The organism is Enterovibrio gelatinilyticus, assembly GCF_028683095.1.
In the GTDB taxonomy this organism is placed as follows: domain Bacteria; phylum Pseudomonadota; class Gammaproteobacteria; order Enterobacterales; family Vibrionaceae; genus Enterovibrio; species Enterovibrio gelatinilyticus.
Window position 1 is genome coordinate 60,783 of sequence record NZ_JAJUBC010000013.1, and the last position, 18,349, is coordinate 79,131.

The 18,349-nt window shown below is 46.4% G+C and carries 20 protein-coding genes; 12 read left to right on the plus strand and 8 right to left on the minus strand.

The features are described from left to right. Window positions 1-164 precede the first annotated feature (164 nt). From LRP50_RS12705 to LRP50_RS12745, 9 genes are all read left to right on the plus strand, one after another. Window positions 165-1,064 carry a mechanosensitive ion channel family protein gene (locus LRP50_RS12705; protein ID WP_274164840.1) on the plus strand — a complete coding sequence of 300 codons (900 nt, stop codon included), beginning with the start codon at window positions 165-167 and terminating at the stop codon, window positions 1,062-1,064. A 232-nt stretch (window positions 1,065-1,296) separates the two neighbouring features. Continuing rightward, window positions 1,297-2,613 carry an ABC transporter substrate-binding protein gene (locus tag LRP50_RS12710; RefSeq protein WP_274164841.1) on the plus strand — a complete coding sequence of 439 codons (1,317 nt, stop codon included), beginning with the start codon at window positions 1,297-1,299 and terminating at the stop codon, window positions 2,611-2,613. 65 nt (window positions 2,614-2,678) lie between these two features. Then, entirely contained in the window at window positions 2,679-3,539 is an 861-nt protein-coding gene (locus tag LRP50_RS12715) for a carbohydrate ABC transporter permease (protein WP_028023983.1), read from the plus strand. Between the two features lie 9 nt (window positions 3,540-3,548). Then, window positions 3,549-4,382 carry a carbohydrate ABC transporter permease gene (locus LRP50_RS12720; RefSeq protein ID WP_274164842.1) on the plus strand — a complete coding sequence of 278 codons (834 nt, stop codon included), beginning with the start codon at window positions 3,549-3,551 and terminating at the stop codon, window positions 4,380-4,382. Continuing rightward, window positions 4,379-5,482: an ABC transporter ATP-binding protein gene (locus LRP50_RS12725; protein ID WP_274164843.1), complete on the plus strand. Its 1,104-nt coding sequence runs from the start codon at window positions 4,379-4,381 to the stop codon at window positions 5,480-5,482. Before LRP50_RS12720 ends, LRP50_RS12725 begins: the two co-directional genes overlap by 4 nt. Next, on the plus strand, window positions 5,475-6,875 hold the full coding sequence (locus LRP50_RS12730) for a mannitol dehydrogenase family protein (RefSeq protein WP_274164844.1): 1,401 nt from the start codon (window positions 5,475-5,477) through the stop codon (window positions 6,873-6,875). The genes LRP50_RS12725 and LRP50_RS12730 overlap by 8 nt, the downstream gene beginning before the upstream one ends. Beyond that, window positions 6,872-7,681, plus strand: coding sequence for an L-iditol 2-dehydrogenase (locus tag LRP50_RS12735; RefSeq protein WP_274164845.1), 810 nt, complete (start codon window positions 6,872-6,874; stop codon window positions 7,679-7,681). Before LRP50_RS12730 ends, LRP50_RS12735 begins: the two co-directional genes overlap by 4 nt. Window positions 7,682-7,685: 4 nt before the next feature. Beyond that, window positions 7,686-9,161 carry a xylulokinase gene (xylB, locus tag LRP50_RS12740; RefSeq protein ID WP_274164846.1) on the plus strand — a complete coding sequence of 492 codons (1,476 nt, stop codon included), beginning with the start codon at window positions 7,686-7,688 and terminating at the stop codon, window positions 9,159-9,161. A 14-nt stretch (window positions 9,162-9,175) separates the two neighbouring features. Further along, complete coding sequence (locus LRP50_RS12745) at window positions 9,176-10,075, plus strand: AraC family transcriptional regulator (protein ID WP_274164847.1); 900 nt, start codon at window positions 9,176-9,178, stop codon at window positions 10,073-10,075. A 50-nt stretch (window positions 10,076-10,125) separates the two neighbouring features. Here LRP50_RS12745 and LRP50_RS12750 read toward each other — a convergent pair whose 3' ends face one another. The 5 genes from LRP50_RS12750 to LRP50_RS12770 form a co-directional block, all read right to left on the minus strand. Further along, window positions 10,126-10,530, minus strand: a complete 405-nt coding sequence (locus LRP50_RS12750; RefSeq protein ID WP_274164848.1) for a hypothetical protein — start codon at window positions 10,528-10,530, stop codon at window positions 10,126-10,128. 162 nt (window positions 10,531-10,692) lie between these two features. Further along, window positions 10,693-11,451 carry an SDR family oxidoreductase gene (locus tag LRP50_RS12755; protein WP_274164849.1) on the minus strand — a complete coding sequence of 253 codons (759 nt, stop codon included), beginning with the start codon at window positions 11,449-11,451 and terminating at the stop codon, window positions 10,693-10,695. Continuing rightward, complete coding sequence (locus LRP50_RS12760) at window positions 11,452-11,931, minus strand: cupin domain-containing protein (RefSeq protein WP_274164850.1); 480 nt, start codon at window positions 11,929-11,931, stop codon at window positions 11,452-11,454. It abuts the gene before it with no gap. A 324-nt stretch (window positions 11,932-12,255) separates the two neighbouring features. Further along, window positions 12,256-12,591, minus strand: a complete 336-nt coding sequence (locus tag LRP50_RS12765; protein WP_274164851.1) for a DUF1428 domain-containing protein — start codon at window positions 12,589-12,591, stop codon at window positions 12,256-12,258. A 469-nt stretch (window positions 12,592-13,060) separates the two neighbouring features. Continuing rightward, window positions 13,061-13,924, minus strand: a complete 864-nt coding sequence (locus LRP50_RS12770; RefSeq protein WP_274164852.1) for an MBL fold metallo-hydrolase — start codon at window positions 13,922-13,924, stop codon at window positions 13,061-13,063. A gap of 117 nt (window positions 13,925-14,041) precedes the next feature. On the opposite strand from LRP50_RS12770, the gene LRP50_RS12775 reads away from it, so the two are divergent. Continuing rightward, the gene (locus LRP50_RS12775; RefSeq protein WP_274164853.1) at window positions 14,042-14,926 is read left to right on the plus strand and encodes a LysR family transcriptional regulator; all 885 of its coding nucleotides are present in this window, start codon (window positions 14,042-14,044) and stop codon (window positions 14,924-14,926) included. An 83-nt stretch (window positions 14,927-15,009) separates the two neighbouring features. On the opposite strand, the gene LRP50_RS12780 is transcribed toward LRP50_RS12775, so the two are convergent. The 3 genes from LRP50_RS12780 to LRP50_RS12790 all read right to left on the minus strand — a co-directional run bounded on the left by LRP50_RS12780 (window position 15,010) and on the right by LRP50_RS12790 (window position 16,437). After that, window positions 15,010-15,426: a BLUF domain-containing protein gene (locus LRP50_RS12780; RefSeq protein WP_274164854.1), complete on the minus strand. Its 417-nt coding sequence runs from the start codon at window positions 15,424-15,426 to the stop codon at window positions 15,010-15,012. Between the two features lie 171 nt (window positions 15,427-15,597). Continuing rightward, window positions 15,598-15,861, minus strand: a complete 264-nt coding sequence (locus tag LRP50_RS12785) for a ParB N-terminal domain-containing protein (RefSeq protein WP_274164855.1) — start codon at window positions 15,859-15,861, stop codon at window positions 15,598-15,600. Between the two features lie 87 nt (window positions 15,862-15,948). After that, window positions 15,949-16,437: a MarR family winged helix-turn-helix transcriptional regulator gene (locus LRP50_RS12790; RefSeq protein WP_274164926.1), complete on the minus strand. Its 489-nt coding sequence runs from the start codon at window positions 16,435-16,437 to the stop codon at window positions 15,949-15,951. 121 nt (window positions 16,438-16,558) lie between these two features. On the opposite strand from LRP50_RS12790, the gene LRP50_RS12795 reads away from it, so the two are divergent. Both LRP50_RS12795 and LRP50_RS12800 read left to right on the plus strand, forming a co-directional pair. Next, window positions 16,559-17,419 carry a DMT family transporter gene (locus LRP50_RS12795; protein WP_274164856.1) on the plus strand — a complete coding sequence of 287 codons (861 nt, stop codon included), beginning with the start codon at window positions 16,559-16,561 and terminating at the stop codon, window positions 17,417-17,419. Window positions 17,420-17,838: 419 nt separating this feature from the next. Further along, window positions 17,839-18,315, plus strand: coding sequence for a GNAT family N-acetyltransferase (locus LRP50_RS12800; RefSeq protein ID WP_274164857.1), 477 nt, complete (start codon window positions 17,839-17,841; stop codon window positions 18,313-18,315). Window positions 18,316-18,349: the final 34 nt, after the last annotated feature.

The window sequence follows — 18,349 nt, forward strand, 5'->3', positions numbered from 1 at the left end:
CCGCTAACAATCACCGAGCACGCTAAACTTGAAGCAATCACCTAAGCGCAATCAAGTTGAACTCAAAACAGTCACGTCCCTCTCTTGATAAGACGGTATATAGTCAGTAGTGTGGCAAAAAAGGTTTCTACCTATTGAATACACTCGTATAACAGGAAACGCCAGTGGAACAACTTCAGTCGCTCATCACGTTCTTTACTGAACACAAATTTCTCCTCACCTTACTGATCATTTTCGTTATCTGGACCATTCGACGCATCATGATCAAGCTCATCTGGGGCGATACCAACTTCCTGAGTGAAGAACAACGTAAGTGGATCTCACAGACAAAGAATGGCTCTTTTACTCTTCTTCTCATCGTGATGTTTTTGGTTTGGCGATCAGAAATCAACGAATTTGCTTTGTCACTCACCGCCATCGCAGTCGCGGTCGTCGTTGCTTCAAAAGAAATCATTCTTTGCTTTACGGGATCGATTCAACGAGCCAGTTCTCGCTCGTTTCAGATTGGTGAATGGATCGAAGTGGGTTCATTGTGTGGTGAAGTGATCGAACACAACTTAATGGCAACCAAGATTCAAGAAATCGATCTTCACCATGGTACCTATAACTACACAGGAAAAACCGTTACTTTTCCCAATAGCTTGTTTTTTACCACACCCGTGAAAAACTTAAATTTCATGAAACGCTATGTTTATCATGAGTTTAAAATCACTGTAAAAGAAACCGCAAACCTCTACCCTATGGTGCCAAGTTTGCTCGCACGTATTGACGATCACTGTGAAGATTTCTATGAAGTTGCGACAAGATATAACCATATGATTGAGCGCCATGCTGGCGTAGATTTACCCGGTGCAGACCCACATATCCATGTAACATCAACCGATCTTGGCGACCCACAAGTACATATTCGCTTATTCTGCCCCACTGAACGTGCGCCAGAATTAGAGCAAATGATCAGGGAAGATTTTATGACGCTTTACTGTGAACGAATTCTCAAGCAAGCACCCGTTGCGATAGCGGATGACCTCCTATCAGAACTCGAATCGAATGCTCTTCACTGTTGATTCTCGCTAAAACGCACCACAAATCTGCCTAACCTAATGGGCAGATTTGTGTCTTATTTATCATCCAAACTCACCATCAAACACCCTCTCTAAGTAAAAAATTCATCATTCCACATACGGAAAAGTACTTTTCTTCACTGCTTTTGTTTCCACATGTCTTTTTTTGTACTTTCATTGTTAAACAGATGTTAACAACAACCGATGTGCATCTTATAACCATGAGGAACTAAAAATGCTGTCTACAAGGAAAACGTTAACTGCCTTTGCCGCATGCTGTACCGCTTTCTCAATGTCTGCATACGCAGCTACTGAGTTGACCATTGCAACGGTCAACAACGGTCACATGATTGAAATGCAGAAACTTAGCGAAGAGTTCGAAAAACAAAACCCCGACATTAAACTCAACTGGGTAACACTAGAAGAAGGTGTACTTCGCCAGCGCGTCACCACTGATATCGCCACAAAAGGCGGACAGTTTGACGTGATGACTATCGGTATGTACGAAACACCAATCTGGGGCAAAAAAGGTTGGCTAAAAGAAATTGAAACCGACGAAGCCTATGATGTGGACGACCTACTTCCTGCGATGCGAGCAGGCCTGTCGGTAGATGACAAACTTTATGCTGTACCATTTTATGGTGAAAGCTCAATGGTCATGTACCGCAAAGATCTCGTGGACAAAGCTGGCATGACAGTACCTGATCGTGCCACATGGGGCCACATCCGTGACGTAGCAGCGGCTATCCACGACCCTGACAACGGCGTTTATGGTATTTGTTTACGCGGTAAACCAGGCTGGGGCGACAACACTGCATTCGTAACCACCATGGCAAACTCATTTGGTGCGCAATGGTTCGACGAAGATTGGAAGCCACAGTTAAATTCACCTGAATGGAACCATGCTGTCAGCTTCTATGTAGACCTTCTCAGCACTTATGGTCCTCCAGGTTCGAGCTCTAACAGCTTCAACGAAATTCTTGCACTGTTCAACGAAGGTAAATGTGGCATGTGGATAGACGCCACGATTGCTGCATCATTCGTCACCGATCCAAAGCAGAGCAAAGTGCACGACAAAGTTGCTTTTGCACAGTCTCCTGTGGCTGTTACCGACCGCGGTGCAAACTGGCTTTGGGCATGGGCTTTGGCCGTTCCTTCTGCCACCAAAAATACGGAAGCCGCACAGAAATTCGTAACTTGGGCTACCTCGAAAGACTACATCAAGTTAGTGGCTGAGAAGAATGGTTGGGCAAGCGTGCCAACAGGTACACGCCAATCGACGTATGAAACACAAGCGTTCCTCGATGCAGCATCGTTTGCAGAAGCGGAATTGGCTGCAATCAACTCAGCAGACCCATCAAACAGCACACAGAACCCAAGCCCATATGTTGGCGTTCAGTTCGCTGCTATCCCAGAATTCCAAGCCATCGGTATTGCAACTGGACAACAATTGTCTTCTGCATTGGCGGGGAAAACCACGGTAGAAAAAGCGCTTCAAAGTGCAAACAAGTCAGCAGACCGCGAAATGCGTAAGTCTGGTTACTACAAGTAAAAGCACCTCCTTTGGCCGGGCAGCTATATGCCCGGCTTCATCTTCAGTTTTATTGGTAGTCGCTCATGCAAAAATGGTTGCCTCGACTGTTGGTTGCCCCATCCTTTATCAGCTTGCTGCTTTGGATGATCGTCCCGCTCTCTATGACGATATATTTCTCAACCATCAGATATAACCTACTTTACCCCGGAGAGAACGAGTTTGTCGGTTGGATGAACTTCGATTTCTTCTATACAGATGATGCATTCTGGCCAGCACTGTTCAATACCTTGACGTTAGTGGGCATGGTATTGGTGGTCACCGTACTCGGTGCGCTGCTGATTGCTATCGCACTCGACAAGCCCTTTTTTGGCCGTGGAATAGCACGCGTTTTACTGATCTCACCTTTTTTCATCATGCCAACAGTAAATGCGCTGATATGGAAAAACATGATGATGCACCCAGTTTACGGTGTACTGGCATCGCTTTGGGAAAGCGTCGGACTAGAGCCGATCGACTGGCTTACCCAGTTTCCGCTGGGATCAATCATCGCCATGATAAGTTGGCAATGGATGCCCTTCGCTCTCTTGATATTTATCACATCGTTGCAATCCATGGATCACGAGCAAAAAGAAGCAGCATTGCTTGATGGCGCAACGGGTTGGCAAGTATTCCGTTACCTCACATTGCCGCACCTAGCACGTCCAATTGCTGTTGTCATGATGATTGAAACTATCTTCATGCTATCCATATTTGCAGAGATTTTTGTCACTACGGGTGGTGGCCCAGGCTATGAATCGACCAACCTCGCGTATTTGATCTTCGCGCAAGCACTGATGCAATTTGATGTGGGTGTCGCCTCTGCTGGGGGACTGATTGCCGTCATTCTTGCCAACATTGTCGCGTTCTTTCTTATCCGAGCAATCGGCAAAAACTTGGTCGCTTAAGGAGGCATCATGGCTAAAGACGTTTCACTCATCGATCAAACCGGATGGCTCCGCCCAATTATTTGCTGGGCGCTGGCACTGCTGGTTTTCTTTCCAATTTTCATGATGTTAATTACAGCATTCAAAACAGAGCAGCAGGCAATTTCCGTTCCTCCTACGTTCATATTTGAACCAACCGCAGAGAACTTTGGCATTGTTCAAGAACGCAGCGACTACATGAAGTTTGCTATCAACTCAGTGATCACCGCATTCGGTTCCACTATTTTGGCTCTGATTATTGCTATTCCAGCAGCGTACTCGATGGCGTTTTATCCTCAAAAACGCACCAAAGATATGTTGTTGTGGATGCTATCCACCAAGATGTTGCCAGCCGTCGGCGTGCTGGTTCCTATCTACGTGTTATGTCAGAAGACAGGACTGTTAGATACCACCTTTGCGCTAACGATCATTTATACCTTGATTAACTTACCCATCGTGGTCTGGATGCTGTTCTCCTATTTCAAGGATATCCCGCGTGACATCCTTGAAGCCGTGCGTCTTGACGGCGCAGACACGCTAGGCGAAATCCGCCATGTTCTGCTGCCCTTATCACTAGGTGGTATTGCGTCAACAGCGCTGCTATCCATCGTGCTGAGTTGGAACGAAGCATTCTGGTCAATCAACCTGACTTCAGCCAATGCTGGAACCCTCGCCACCATGATTTCGACGTATTCCAGTCCGGAAGGGTTGTTCTGGGCGAAGTTGTCTGCTGCGTCCACACTCGCGTGTGCGCCTATCGTCATTCTTGGTTGGTTCTGTCAGAAACAACTGGTTCAAGGATTAACCTTTGGGGCTGTGAAATGAGTTACTTACAAGTCAAAAATCTCTATAAAAAATACGGCGAAACGCTGGCACTTAAGAACATTGATTTCGAAATCAAGAAAGGCGAGTTTGTGGTTTTTGTTGGCCCATCAGGCTGCGGGAAATCAACATTGCTTCGTACCATTGCGGGCTTAGAATCTTCGTCAGATGGTGACATTCATCTTGATGGTGAATCCATCATTGAAACCCATCCGTCAAAACGCGACGTGGCTATGGTATTCCAAAGTTACGCCTTGTATCCCCACATGTCGGTCAAAGACAACATGTCTTTTGCACTTAAGCTGGCGAAACGACCTCAGCAAGAAATCGAAGAAAAAGTTGGGAAGGTCGCAAAAGCGCTCAAGCTGGAAGCCTTGTTAGATCGTAAACCCAAGGCGCTTTCTGGTGGTCAACGCCAACGTGTTGCCATTGGGCGAGCCATTGTGAGAAACCCAAAAGTCTTCTTGTTTGATGAGCCTCTGTCTAACCTCGATGCAGCGTTGCGTGTCGAAATGCGTATTGAGCTTTCACGACTCCACCAAGAGTTAGAGAGCACCATGATCTACGTGACACACGACCAAATCGAAGCCATGACGCTCGCTGACAAAGTGGTGATCATGAGCCAAGGTGAAGTCGCACAAATCGGCACACCATTAGAGCTGTACCATCAGCCAGCCAGTCGCTTTGTGGCGACATTTATCGGTACGCCTAAGATGAATGTCTTGCCCGTGAATAAGGTCGGTGATGGTGACACTCTTGATGTTCATTTTAACGATGACGCCAACATTCGCTTGTCCAAATCGGCCTATGAAGATCGCGCATTGTCTTCAGCCAGCATTGGTTTTCGCCCTGAATCGCTAACCCTTTGTGCCCCAGAAGATGGGGATCTCAAAGGCGATGTTGAAGTTATCGAGCAATTAGGTAGTGAAACGCTGACCTATGTCCGCACGTTAAGCGGAGAAACCATTGTGGTAAGAGCGGACCCCATCTACACACCGAAACTGCGTGACACCGTTGGTATAAAGCTAGATTCAGAAAAAGTGTACTTGTTTGATAGTGATGATAAAACCACCAACATCTACGGTGAGGTAAGTCATGTCTGAAAACAATCGTCTCGTTCACTTTGGCATCGGTGCCTTCCACCGAGGTCATCAAGCCTATTACCTGCAATTGCTGAACGATACCTTACCGGAAGAAGAGCACTGGTATTACACGGTCATCAATCTTCGGCAGGAAACACGAGCGATTCCAACGGCGCTGAAAAAACAAAACGGCAGTTACCACTTTAAACGAATTGCGCCGGATGGGTCGGCGCAATTCGTCAACATACGCAGTATTAATGCCGTTGAAGATGCCTCTGAAGACGCAAGTGTGATTGCACAGGTTTTCAATGATGACAAGGTCAAAGCCATCACCATTACAGTGACCGAAGGCGGTTACTATTTAACGGATAGTGATGACCTCAACCTTGCACACCCCGAAATTGCGCACGATGTTGAGGTAATATGCCAACAACAAGGTCAGCCCAAAACGCTTTTTGGTTTTCTCACCTTGGCACTGATAACGCGCCAGAAAATGAAACATGGCGCTATCACTGTCGCGACTTGCGATAACTTGCGTGACAACGGTAATCGACTAAGAAATGTGTTTTATCAATTCCTTGAATCCACCAAGCTAACTGACCTTATCGCTTGGCTTGATGAGAATGCTACATTCCCATGCTCCATGGTCGACAGAATTACGCCCGTACCCACTACATCACTGGTCGAAGAGGTTAAACAACACACCGGCATAGATGATGAGTGCCCCATCATGGGCGAGGATTTTGAACAATGGGTGATAGAAGACAAATTTGCGACAACGTTCCCGCCGCTGGAAACAGTAGGCGTCACGCTCACTAACAATGTCCATGCCTATGAGGAAGCAAAAATTCGCATTCTCAATGGCGGCCATTTCCTGCTGTCCTATGTTGGGGCACTGCGCGGTTACGTGACTTTTGACGAGAATATTCGCGATCCGGAACTCAATGAGTGGCTCAAGCAATATCACCAGAACGAAGTGATACCAACTATTTATGATCGTCCGTTTGATCTTGAAGCATACAGGGAAGTGATTATCTCCCGCTTTAGTAATCGTTATATCGCAGATTCCATTGAGCGCATCGCAATGGACAGCATTAGTAAGTTTCCGCAGTTCATTTTACCTACATTGAAGCTCAATCTTGATAGGGATTACATGCCGACAGCCGCCATTAGGTTGATCGCATATTGGTATTGCTTTCTTGTACTCAATATCAGTGATCGTTTTGAGTTCAATTATAAAGATCCGTATATCTCAGTTGCACGAAAATGGATGCAAAGCCCTGAGCCGATCGAGGCATTTCTAAATGATTCTGATATTTGGCACGGGTTAACAACTCGCTTTCCCATGTTTAGCCAAGCCCTAGCAAATCAAATTCAGCAAACCTTAAACATCTACGAGGAGCGCTACCCATGACACTTGCACTAGAACACGACGGAAGGCCACTGCTTCAAGGAAAAGTGGCGTTGTTAACCGGTGCAAATGGAGGTATAGGTCTCGCAGTCACCGATGCTTATCTCGCCAGTGGCGCAAAGTGTGTTGTGGCTGATTTACCCAAGGATCCGTCAGCGGGTATTTCAGCCTTACTTGACCAATACGGTGACAGCCTTTGCTACCTGCATGCTGACATTACCAACGCAGAATCTCGTCAATTATTGGTGAGGACTACCTTGTCACAGTATGGCTCTATTGATGTGCTATTTAACAATGCTGCCGTGTTTGACATGGGCCCATTGCTAGACGCAACTGAAGCACAATTTGATCGGCTTTTCGATGTCAACGTCAAAGCCATGTTTTTCCTGATGCAAGCGGTTGCGAAAGAGATGGTACAAGCAGGCAATGGCGGCAAAATCATCAACATGGCGTCACAAGCAGGTCGACGAGGAGAAGCGTTAGTTGCCCACTACTGCGCAACCAAAGCCGCCGTGATCAATTACACCCAATCTGCCGCCTTAGCATTGGCTGAGTATGGCATTACAGTGAACGGTATCTCACCTGGCGTCGTAGATACGCCAATGTGGGACAGCGTCGATGCCCTATTCGCAAAATACGAGCATCGCCCATTAGGCGAAAAGAAAAAACAAGTTGGCGAAGACGTCCCGCTGAAACGCATGGGTGTGCCCAACGATATTGCGGGTACAGCGTTATTTCTTGCCTCTCCACTTTCCGATTACATCACTGCCCAGACATACAATGTCGACGGCGGCAACGTCATGAGCTAAACAAATGACAGCATACCTAGGTATTGATATTGGCACTTCTGCCGTCAAGGTTCTTCTCGTTGACTCGCTTGGCAATGTCCATGATAGTCATACAGAAACCTACGGTATCGACTCACCAAAACCGTTATGGAACGAACAAAATCCTGACATTTGGTGGCGTGCAACTTGCTCATCAATCCATGCGCTTAAATCAAAGAACACAACGGTATGGCAAGATATCGCGGCGATCGGGCTATCAGGACAGATGCACGGTGCCGTATGTTTAGATGAGAACGGAACGCCGCTACGCCCCGCTATTCTATGGAACGATGGGCGAGCCTTTGAACAAAGCCAAACGCTTAACCGAATATGTCCCAATATCGGGCATGTCGCCGGCGTACCCGCTATGCCGGGATTCACTGCACCCAAATTGCTGTGGCTATACGACAACGAACCCGAGTTGTTCCGACGTATCCACAAAGTGCTTCTACCGAAAGACTACGTTCGCTTGCAACTCACAGGCACTTACTTTACCGATATCAGCGACGCGGCGGGTACATTGTGGCTTGATGAAGCAAAACGAAATTGGGATGACGACATACTTGGTGCATGTCACCTTAATCGTTCGCAAATGCCCTCGCTAGCAGAAGGCAATGAAAACACCGGAGCGCTGCTCGCCCATGTCGCAATAGAATGGGGACTTTCCCAAGATGTCTTCGTGGTAGGGGGAGCAGGCGATGCGTCTGCTGGCGGCATAGGTATTGGCGCGATCAACGAAGGGGACGCCTTCCTATCACTAGGGACGTCTGGGCAGATATTTGTTGCTAAGGAGCAATACACCGCAAACCCAGATGCATACATCCATGCGTTTGCGCATGCGTTACCGAACCGATGGTGTCATATGGCGTGCTTACTCAATGGTGCCAGTCCGCTGAACTGGTTCGCGTCAATCACATCAACCCCCATTGCTACGCTACTTGAAGAAGCAGAGTCACATTACGACATTCATCAAACCGTATATTTTCTGCCCTATCTCACGGGGGAGCGCACTCCACACAACAATCCTTTTGCAACGGGCGCTTTCGATGGGCTAACAGCCCACACGCAACGCTATGACATGGCTGTGGCTATTTTGGAAGGTATCGCTTTCAGCTTCCGAGATTGCATAGAAGCGCTTAACCAAAACGATCACCCATTGACTGCGCTAGGTGCTATTGGTGGTGGTACAAAAAGTGCGTTCTGGCTTCAAATTCTTGCGGATGTGTTGAACGTATCGATTCATAAGTACCAAGGCTCGGAAACAGGCCCCGCTATGGGGGCAGCGAGGCTCGCCATACTGGGCCATACTCAGCAAGATATTGAAGCGATTTGCACAGCCCCTAGCGTTGAGAGAGTGTTTCAGCCGAATAGAAACAGGCACAGTGTTTATTTAAAGAAACATGCACACTTTGGCCAATTGTACCAAGCATTGCTACCAACCAATCGACAAGAAACGTGTTAGAGAGGAAACCCCTGATGTCAGCTGAGAAAGATCCAGTTTGGGAGTTTATTCAGATTGAAGACAAGTCGGTGTTTTACAAGGAGCATGGTGTTCCTCATCACAGCATCCACTGGCATGTCCACGAACAATATGAATTACATCTCATCGTAAAAACCAATGGGAAAGCCATGATCGGAAACCATCTTGGTCCCTTTTCACCCGGTCAACTCACACTGGTTGGCCCGTGGCTGCCCCATAACTGGGAAAGTCAATTAACACCAGGAGAAACTCACGAACTCCGTGACATGGTGATATTGTTCAAGCCGGACTTGTTTTACACAGCAGCAAAGTCATTCCCAGAATTGGTCCAGTTTGGTCCACTCTTAGAACAAGCAAAAATGGGAATCGAGTTTTTGAATGTGCCTTTTGACACTGCAGTGGAATACTTCTTGAAAGTGAAAGAAAGCCAAGGCGTAACGCGACTAATTAATTTTCTCTCCTTTATTAACTATCTCAGCCGAAGCAACACACGCTTACTATCAAACATGCCCGCTTCGGAAGTAAAAGATGCGGGTACCTTGCAAAGTCGAATTAACGAGGTAGTTGATTATGTCATGCAAAACTATCAACACCCCCTTCGATTAAAAACACTCGCCGACAAATTAGGCATGTCAGAATCTTATTTCTCTCGATTTTTTCACCAGTCATCGGGACACCGATTCACCGACTTCGTCAATCGCGTGAGGATCCAGCGTGCCTGTATCTTATTAAGTGACACCAATGACACCATTGCAGACATTAGCCAAACAGTTGGCTTTCATAACCTTGCCAACTTCAGCCGACAGTTCCGCAGGATCAATGGGCTAAGCCCATTGGCTTATCGCAAGAAACACTCAACTCCTACTCGCAAAGTTAACCTCGACTTGTCTCCTTGAATGACACTTCGTTGCAGTTAACGCTAGGTTTGAACACTCGATAATATCCTCTACCGACGTGTATCTAGGCTCTGTATCTGACCAGTTTTAGGTATTTGTGCCTTTTCCAGTTCTTCATTTTCGAGGAAACGCGTCAAAGCCATGCTGGCATCACAATAGCTCTGATTTTCAGTAAACACTGCACGTGCAACATCAATACTCTCTTCAGCAAGCCGTCTTTCTTCCAAGGGTTGTCGACTATCACTGAATACGATTTGCTGCTGCAATAACAGTGTTCGAAGTTTGTCTCGGCAAATTGGTTCACTGATGTTCACCTGCTGATGATCATATTTGTCGGTGCTGAATCCAACCGTTGAACTGGTCAAATACTCCGCAGAAAGTGCTGTTGGCGCATTCAATATGAATAAACATACAACAAGGGAAATTTTGGAAGGTCGAATAAGAAACAACATCATACTTATCAGCCATTTATGATGTTCAGCATTATTTCACAAATAGGGAAAGTTGTTTATCCTAAATCACATTTTTTGAAGCAAGGTATGTAATCAAACACCCTGACATTCGAGCCAATCCCGTTCACACAAAGCCACCGAGAAGGCCCGGTATGTAGAGCCCTATTAAATCCCCCCCGAAACGTCAATGATACTCCCCGTGGTAAACGACGACGCGTCAGACAAAAGAAAGCAAATTGAGGCAGCCACTTCATCCGGACGACCACCGCGCTGCATAGGGATTTTGTCCTGAAGACGATCAATGCGGTTCGGCTCTCCACCATCAGCATGAATATCCGTATGAATTAGCCCCGGGCGGACACCATTCACTCGAATACCTTCTCCAGCCACTTCTTTGGATAAACCAATGGTGAACGTATCCACTGCGCCTTTGCTCGCAGCATAATCAACATACTCATTAGGAGAACCTAACCGAGAAGCCCCTGAAGAGACATTCACGATAGATCCCCCTTTACCCCCATTAGAACGCGCCATACGCTTCACAGCTTCTCTCGCACACAACAAGGAGCCAGTCACATTAGCGAGCAAAACACGATTAATACGATCGGCGGTCATATCCACCAATTTACTTTGTTTAAACAAAATACCGGCATTGTTCACCAAACGAGTGAGAGGTAAACCGACATCATCGATACTGGCAAAAAGCTGGAGCACTTCCTCTTCCTGAGAGATATCAGCTTGAACGGCGAAAGCTCGCCCACCAGCATCAGCAATCGATTGAACCACAGCAAGCGCCGCATCTTTTCTTGCTTGATAGTTAACACACACCACATATCCTTGTGCAGCGAGCTGTCTTGCCGTCGCTGCACCAATACCCCTGCTTGCACCTGTTACCAGCGCAATTTCACCATAAGAATGCGACACTTATTTCTTACCTGCATTTGGAAAATCAATCGTATCAATATCTACCACTTGCCAAGGTCTTCCTTGGTTGCGAAAAATTCGCTTATTGAGTCGTGGATAATCCGCCTCATCATGGGCGAGGCGCTGCCCAACCACGATACAACGCAACGTGGTATCGCCCGTATTCACCATGGTATGAGGTAGGCCACCTGCGGGATAACCAATAAAGTCGCCTTCTGCGACAGGAAATGCTTCCTCTCCAATGGTCACTTCCGCGCTGCCCGATAGTACATAGACGCATTCGTCTTCAAAGTAGTGAACATGATATTGCGTAGATTCATAGGTTGGTTCGATTTCAACAATATGAAATCCAATACCCGTTAAGCCAACGAGATCACCCAGTGATTTATTTGTTCTCACCGCGTTGGGATTCAAAAAATGGGTTTTAGTGATCCCTTCCATTGATTCGATCTTGTCTTTTTTCACAATGTAATCACTCATCGCAATATTCCTTATGCAACGCATTAACAAACGAACAGAATAACAACACTCCCCGTCGAAATAACAGGCAATATAATACGTTCCTTGGATAACAGGAGAAAAGGGTGCGAATCAGGTCTCAGAAAGGGGATTTGTTTTGGTTAGCTTTGCTTTGATTAGCTTTGGTTAGCTTTGGTTAGCTTTGGTTAGCTTTGGTTAGCTTTGTGGAGCCTAGTCCTTAGGGGATGACATCCATGCCTCGTGCACTCCAAATATATTGTTCAACGAGCCTCAATTCAGACACGCCGAGGTTTTCCGGTACGACGAAGGGATTGAGGCGGGCTGTTAATGCAACTGTGGAAATAGCGAGTCATCAAGATCGATCCTCTCTCCGTCGAAAGACGCCGGATTCATGACATCATCAAAACGCGGATCGGAAAGCATTTTTTCCATACCCTGATCACGAACCTCACGCGACGGCCATACAATCCAAGAAAACAACACGACCGAGGCTGCTAATCGATGATTCGAGCGCGATTGAGCCACACTCTCATCCGCACAATGCACCACATTCAATGCGCCATAGGTTCTCATTAGAGGGATCACTGACGTCACTAATCGTCGGTAGATTTCTTTATTCGTCACCGGCAACGCTGTAATTAAACCATCAACATAAAGCACGATCCATTTCCTCAACTCTTCGAAGTATTCACTATCGCAACCGAGTAAGCATCATCATGTTTAACCACTGACTCTGCGCTCGCGCTGACCCTTTTCTGAGTTTCTAGTTCTTGAACTACAAATAAAACAACATATGCCAATTGAAATTCAGTTGACTGATATCATTAGGAATATTCCAAAATCTGCCCACCCATACGAAAACAAACCTCGCATTTAGACACTTAACAGAATTCTAATGCAGGCGCTCTGGTTAGAAATGAATCAACCATGAGAAATGCAAATAGTCTCTTATACTCTGTTGGTTTTATTGATGAATGATGACAAGAAAAAATTAGCGGCTACGTAACATAGGAACGAGTGAACAACACAACAAAGACAATGCGATTACACAATGAACTCTAAGGAACCCGAGCCACCCACCATGGCGGTGGCAGTTCACCCTAGATAGGAAAACTGCCTGATTCGCTCATTACCACTGAACCTCACCTTCGTGCACCTGTGCGCCGAGCTCAAGCGTGAAGGTCGCCCCTAATTCTGGGTAAAAACCGACCATGGTATCTATCACGCCTTTGCTGTCCTTGCTCTTGGCTTTTGCATCAGCAAAGCGTTCAATCCAAGTTGCCGTGTATTCGATGGTTGAAGGATCCAGCTTGCCCTTAGTTTTCATATGTCCAGGGATCACCAGTTCAGATTTCAGTGACTGCATTTCATGGAGTTGCTCTAGCCAGGCTGTCACTTCTTCTTCAGTTTGAGTGTCTGCCATCCAAACGTGCATCCCTTCTACGATACCGACATTACCCAGAATCGCTTTTTCTGAAGGAATCCAGAGGTAAGGTCGATGCGCCAGCACACCGTCAGTACCCTTGATTTGGATAACTGTGTCATCAATTTTCAGCTCCTTGCCTTTGAATACATCCGGCACACGTGGTTGTTGGGGTGCATTAGCTCCCATTTTCGGGCCCCAGAAACTGATTTTGGTTTCCAGTTTTTTCACGATCGCATCCCTTACCGCTTGGGTCGTCACCACATTCACGTGGGGGAAAATTTCCAGCAATTGTGAAGCACCGAAGTAATAATCCGGGTCTGCCTGACTGATATAAATGGTGTTCAGCTCTTTACCGGAATCCAACACCTTGGAGGCAATCTGCAGGGCGTCTGCGCGAGTAAAGCCAGTGTCGATTACCATCACTTCTTTTTCGCCTGAAACAACAGTAGAAGTCACGTTAAAGCTATTGTCGTCACCGTAGTAAACGTCAAATGTCAGTGGTGTACTCTGTGCCATCACTGGAGTGACGAGAGCAAAAGATAGCGCGAATGCGATTGCTGTTTTCATTGTTTTACTTCCTCTTTATTTGGGCTTGGGAAGAAGCATAACGATTGGATATGCTCGGAAATAGCGCCTATTCTTTGCATCATTGTTTCTTAAATCGCTCCAATAAAGACTGAACTTATGGATAAGTTAACTGCCGCAAGAGTATTGCTAGATGTCGCCCAAACCGAAAGTTTCACTGCTACCGCTGACAGGCTGGCAATGTCTCGCCCTATGGTGACACGCTATGTCGAAGCGATGGAAAACTGGCTTGGGGCAAGGCTTTTGAACCGCACCACCCGCAAGGTATCACTTACCAATATGGGTAAGCAGGTACTGCCGGATATGCAGCGATGGGTTGAACAAGCATTACATTTAGAAGAAAGCCTGATGCCGGGTGAATCCCTGAGTGGATTCATTCGCATCAGTACCAGTATGTCTTTTGGTTTTTCCCAACTCATGCCCGCGTTACACAAATTTCGGGAATGCCATCCGGGAGTGATCATCGACATTGATGCTCAGGACAGAGCTGTCGATCTGGTCGCTGAGCGCGTCGACCTTGCCATACGCACAGCCAGTAACCCAGATCCCTCACTGATTGGCCGCCCACTCGCCCCATGTGAATCAACATTGGTTGCATCACCTGCCTACCTAAAATCGAAGCCACCGATTAAAGTACCTGAAGACCTCAGGGAACATGAATGTCTGGGCTACAAAAACTTTGGCCGACATGAATGGCATCTCACCCAAGGCCACAATAAATGCAGCATAGAGGTGACTTGTCATATCACGGGGAACGAAGCCACGGTGCTGCTTCACGGTTCACTGGCAGGCATGGGGATTTCAATGCAACCCACCTATCTGGTCGAAGAGATGATTGAAAAAGGCGAATTGGAAGTGGTATTACCGGAATGGGAGTTGAATACCCTGACCATCTATCTGCTTTATGCTTCACGCAAACATCTTTCAAGGCCAGTGCGTGCCTTGATTGATTTTCTTGTCGAGTATTTTGATGGGAAGTTCTAATGTCTACTGGCTTTGGTTGCCAAAAAATTGGCCATCACCTTAAAGGAGAAACGGTCAATTACCTGTATGTACTCTCCACGTAACTACCAAATGCGTTTGAATTGTTCGATAAGATAGATGACATCAGGGCCTATTTCACCAAAGTCTTCTGCTGTTAACTGTCGTTCAAGAAAGTCGTTGTAACCACGCAACTGAGTTTTATCAAACTGCTCGAGGTTTTTGAAACCCATTGACCAATTCGGAAAGTTTCGGTGAGTGATTTCACTCCGATCAAGCACCACAACACTCGTATGACGTTCGTCTTGCTGTATCCTGCTAAATAGCACCTCGACAGCCGATTTCTCACCTTCCAATACTTGGAAGAAATTTCCCTTTGCATAGAGTAGAAGCCCGCTCACATTGGCAGTTTCATTGTTTGATCTTGCCTTACCCAACAATTGCATCAATTTTGATTCTGAGAAATCGCAAGTCGCTGCGCTTGCATAGATAAGACGAATCATTCAGTCCACCCAAAATACGTATATCGTACTGTTAAATAGTTTATTTTCCTTATTAGTTTACTCTAGCAGTTAATCACCGCTCTACGCATTCCCTCAGCACCCCTTCATAAGAAAATCGCTTAATCATGGCGTTACCTCGACTTTCTCTGATCGTGGGATGAGCGAGGGAAGTTAGGGGATATCTGATTGGAAAATTGATACCGGGATGCGCAAGTCGTTGCCAGTTTCTTTAAATATTTTAAAGGCGGCAGAGATACGATGACCACCATCTTGCAGGATATACGTTTTACCACAGGCACATCGAATCAACTGGATGGCTTCGTTAATCCCCTCACCTTGTTTGAGGCTTCTCAACACAGATTTAAAGCGATTATCTTCACCACGCAGCCAATGTAGATCCATCTTCACAAGCTCACTGATAGGCATGAATTCCATGCAATCTCCTTCTTAGCCAATTCAATACAGTATGTCGCCCACGCTCATCACTGCGTCAACTAATAGTGAGAAAAAGCCGCTTTAACGCTATTCGTTCGCAACAAGCCATTTTTTAAGTAACATCGCCAATTGCGCTTGTTCCTCTTCCGTTAAGGCGAGAAGCATCTGGTGTTCATTTGCAACATGCGCTTCTACCACCTTATCGATTAATGCCAACCCTTCCGTTGTCAGCGTCACGAGACAACTTCTTCGGTCTATTTCACTTGCTTGTCGCTCAACCAATCCGCGTTTCACCAACCCGTCAACACGTGTGCTCATAGCACCAGAAGAGAGCATCAAGGTTTGGTAGAGCTCAGTTGGCGTCACCGCCTCTCCTAAGCGTCTTAGTGAGGCAAGAATATCAAACTCTATACTGCTCAACTCATAACGTTTATAGACGTCATCAAGTTTGTTCGTCATCAGCTGTCTAGCTCGTCCAACTCGTCCAATAACGCCCATTGGTGAACAGTCTAAATCTGGCCTTTGTTTCTTCCATTGCCCCAATATTGTCTCTACGTGATCCATCTCTAATACCATCACTTGAAATATCTTTTTCAAAAGATACTTGAATGAAAGTTAAAAAGCGAATACTTTATCTTTCAGGAAAGATACTTTCTGATAAGAAAACCTTGGTTCACAATAAAAATAGGAGCTCAATGTGGCAAACTACTTACTCGCGGCACTCGTCCCTTTACTTTGGGGAAGCACCTATGCCGCTGTGAGCCTCTTCTTACAGGATTTGTCGCCATTTTGGGTCGCCGTTTGGCGTGCGTTACCCGCAGGCTTGCTCTTGTTGCTCCTAAAACCCGGCAAACCTCCTCTCCCTTGGGGAAAAATGACGCTGCTCAGTGTGTTTAACATTGCCGCCTTCTTTCCCCTACTTTTTATTGCTGCTTACAAGCTCCCTGGGTCAGTGGCGGGTACACTCGGCGCGACACTACCTTTACAACTCATGTTTATGCAATGGCTAGTAGAAGGAAAAAGACCCGAATTTAAAATGTTACTGCTCGCCATAATTGGGCTGGGCGGTGTTGTGCTGATTCTTAACCCCAGTGCCGACATCGATCCAATCGGCGCCGCAGCAGCGCTGTGCGCTACGGCTTTAGTCGCGAGATCTTCGTTGTGGTTAAAGAGCTGGCCCGTCACCGATATTTTCAGGCTGACCGCGTGGCAATTAACGCTGGGTGGACTGCTGTTAGTGCCTATCGCGTTTCTCATTGAGGGCATGCCAAAAGCCATCACTCTTCATGAACTTCCAGGCCTACTTTGGGTTAGCTTACTGAATAGTTCGTTTGCCTACTGGGCATTCTCACGCTCCATTAAGAAGATAGGCGCTGATTCCATGGCCATGATCAGCATGTTAAACCCCGTTGCTGCGGTCAGCTTGGGGATCCTCTTAGTGGGAGAAGTGCTTGGCCCCTATCAATGGATGGGCATTGGCGTGGTGATAATTAGCCTTTTGTTAATGATAAAAATAAAACAAAAAGCAGCGCGTACGCGTATCCAAAGACCTCTTTAACCTGCAATAAGCCTGACCCATTCGCGCTTTAAACTCGGATCGTCGACCTCTTTACATCAGTGAGAAATACGCCATTGGCGTATTTCTCTTTCTATTCCTCTTTCTCTTTCTCTTCCTATTTAATTAAGAGTTCACAGCAACAAATATTGGTAATAAAAGCGCTTTCAAACACACTAATTGTGTGACTTACATCAGAAAATAAAACTCACACACAGACATCCCCCCTCCCATTTCGTTTGAATCAATCCACCACAAAATAAGTGCAACTCAGTGAATAACGTTACTGATATAACACACATTGGGTATTTACCACTCTCCTATTCCGAATATCGCTCCATATCTTCCAAGTTTTCAAACTTGAACAGCGCCGAAACACAGTGCTAAATGCTGATTGAATTTAGTTTTAGGAGGAAATGATCATGGAAATACGAATAGACGATCTTAGCGGCAAAGAGATTCAAGCCCTCCTCCAGCAGCACCTAACACGTATGCATGAAATTAGCCCCGCAGAAAGCGTTCATGCACTTGACCTCTCTGGATTACAAAGCTCCGACGTAACGCTTTGGAGTGCATGGATTGACGGTCAGCTTGCGGGCTGTGGCGCACTGAAAAAACTCAGCCCAACACACGGTGAGATTAAGTCGATGCGGACGTCAGAAAACTTTCTCCGTCGAGGCGTCGCTGCGAACCTGCTCGCACATATTCTTCAAGAGTCACGCAGGCGCCAATACTCACGTCTAAGTTTAGAGACGGGCACTGAAATAGAATTCGACGCTGCGCGAAAACTGTATGAACGTTTTGGTTTCGAAATCTGCTCCCCGTTCGCTGACTACGTAGAAGACCCTAATAGCGCCTTTTATACTCGTGCACTGCAGCAGTTCAGTCCAGCCCTCTAAATTCAGCAAAATAGACGTTTGATTCAGAAGAGCC